We start from the raw sequence: 2,088 nt of genomic DNA, 5'->3' as shown, positions 1-2,088 counted from the left end.
CCTGATCGCCACCGGCGCCACCGACGCGCAGGGCGAGTTCGCCTTCGGCGCGGTGGTCCCGGGCGACGTGACCGTCGCGGTCAACGCCGCCGGCTTCCGGCCGAGCGCGCTGCCGGTCCGGGTCGCCACCACCGGGGTCACCCGGGTGGAGGCCGCGCTGGAGGCGGGTTCGCAGCTCAAGGGCGTCGTGCGGTCGCCGCGCGGTCCGCTGACGGACGCCCGGGTCACCCTCCTGGACGCGGCCGGCAACGTGGTCTCCACCGCCACCACCGGCGAGGACGGCGCGTACGCCTTCGCCGACCTGGACAGCGGCGAGTACACGGTCATCGCCACGGGCTACCCGCCGGTGGCCACCACGCTGACCGTCCGGCAGGACGTCGAGGACCACACCGTCGAGCTCGCCCACCCCGGCGAATAGACGGTCCCGGCCGGTGGCAGGTCTCCTCGTGAGGCCTGCCACCGGCCGGTTCGTTTCCGCCGAGCAGACAACCTCTGTCTCTTTATGGTCAATTTGTAAGCCTTTGTAGGGAGAAAACGGGATGGCTTTGACCGCACGAGTCCGGACGCGGGACGGATGGGCCGTGTCGCACGCGGTCGTCACGCTCACCGACGCCCGGGGCGCGCAGGTGCTGCGCGCCGAGGCGGACGGGGAGGGCGCGGTGCGGGACGCGACCGTGCTGTCCCCCGGCGCGTACACGGTGATCGTCACCGCCGTCGGCTACGCCCCCGCGGCCGCCAGTGCCATCGTCACCGCCACCGGGAACGCCGAGGTCGGCGCCGTCACCCTGGCCCGCCAGGGCGGGGAGGAACTCCCGCCGCCCGGCCCGTGGACCATCGACCCGGCGCACTCGACGGTCGGAGCGGTCGCCCAGCACCTGGGCATCTCCAGCGTGCGCGGCCGGTTCACCGAGTTCGCCGGCACGGTCGAGATCGCCCCCGACGACGTCGCCCGCTCCCGGGTGGACGCGGTGATCCGCGCCGGCTCGATCGACACCGGCAACCGGATGCGCGACGACCACCTGCGCTCCGACGACTTCCTCGCCGTCGAGACGTACCCGGAGATCACCTACCGGTCCCACGCCCTCACCCCGGCCGGGCCCGACCGCTGGACCGTCCACGGCGAGCTGGCCATGCGGGGCGTGGTCCGCCCGGTCGACCTGGACCTCAGCTACCTCGGCACCGGCGCCGACCCGTGGGGCGGCACCCGCGCCGCCTTCCGGGCCACCACGGAGCTGCGGCGGGAGGACTTCGCGATGAACTACAACCAGATCGTCCAGGCGGGCATCGCCGCCATCGGCACCACCCTGCGGGTGGAGCTGGACGTCCAGGCGGTACACGGCACGGGGCTGCCGGCCGCCTGACGGCCTCCTCCCGCTCCCTCGTTCCCGTTCTTCTCCTCCCCGTCCACTGCCGACGACGGCGGGGACGCGGCGACGGCGACGACGGCGCGTGCACCGTACGGTGTGCGCGCCGTCGCCGTCGGCGCGTTCCCGCCCGGACGGCTCCCGTCCGCGCACGCGCCGGAGCGTGTCCGCGGCCCCCGTCGGCCCCTAGGCTGCGGACCATGGCACCGAAGAACATCGCGACCAACACCTCCGTCTCGCTCGAGGAACTGCTGGACTTCGTCCGCCCCCGCCACCGCGCGATCCTGCTCACCCGCCGCGCCGACGGCGGCCCGCAGGGCTCGCCGCTGACCTGCGGGGTCGACGACGCCGGCCGCATCGTGATCTCCACCTACCCGGAGCGGGCCAAGACCCGCAACGCCCGGCGCGACGAGCGGGTCTCGGTCCTCGTGCTCAGTGACGACTGGAACGGCCCCTGGGTGCAGGTCGACGGCACCGCCGAGGTGATCGACTCCCCGGACTCGGTGGAGCCGCTGGTGGAGTACTACCGGAACATCGCGGGCGAGCACCCGGACTGGGACGAGTACCGGGCCGCCATGCTCAAGCAGGGCAAGTCCCTCATCCGCGTCACCCCGGTCGGCTGGGGCCCGGTCGCCACCGGCGGCTTCCCGGCCCGCCTGGCGGAGCAGGACTGACCACTGACCGTCGCGTCCTGCGGGCGGCACGGCCGTCCGCAGGCGACGCC

3 protein-coding genes are annotated in these 2,088 nt (G+C 74.1%); all 3 read left to right on the top strand.

Going from position 1 to position 2,088, the window contains the following annotated elements:
• Positions 1 to 418: collagen binding domain-containing protein (locus HW445_RS28355; RefSeq protein ID WP_180223712.1), on the top strand; the 418-nt coding region annotated here is incomplete at its 5' end.
• 121 nt (positions 419 to 539) lie between these two features.
• Positions 540 to 1,361 carry a YceI family protein gene (locus HW445_RS28350; protein ID WP_180223711.1) on the top strand — a complete coding sequence of 274 codons (822 nt, stop codon included), beginning with the start codon at positions 540 to 542 and terminating at the stop codon, positions 1,359 to 1,361.
• Between the two features lie 203 nt (positions 1,362 to 1,564).
• Complete coding sequence (locus HW445_RS28345) at positions 1,565 to 2,038, top strand: PPOX class F420-dependent oxidoreductase (RefSeq protein ID WP_180223710.1); 474 nt, start codon at positions 1,565 to 1,567, stop codon at positions 2,036 to 2,038.
• The last annotated feature ends 50 nt before the right edge of the window (positions 2,039 to 2,088 follow it).

This window comes from Streptomyces sp. UH6 (assembly GCF_013421635.1).
In the GTDB taxonomy this organism is placed as follows: domain Bacteria; phylum Actinomycetota; class Actinomycetes; order Streptomycetales; family Streptomycetaceae; genus Streptomyces; species Streptomyces abyssomicinicus.
The sequence above is the reverse complement of the archived record's forward strand: the minus strand, read 5'-3'. Positions and strand labels throughout refer to the sequence as shown.

Bases quoted from the DNA above. Each gene is read 5' to 3' on its own strand.
- HW445_RS28345 (WP_180223710.1), top strand. From the start codon at position 1,565: ATGGCACCGAAGAACATCGCGACCAACACCTCCGTCTCGCTCGAGGAA.
- HW445_RS28350 (WP_180223711.1), top strand. From the start codon at position 540: ATGGCTTTGACCGCACGAGTCCGGACGCGGGACGGATGGGCCGTGTCG.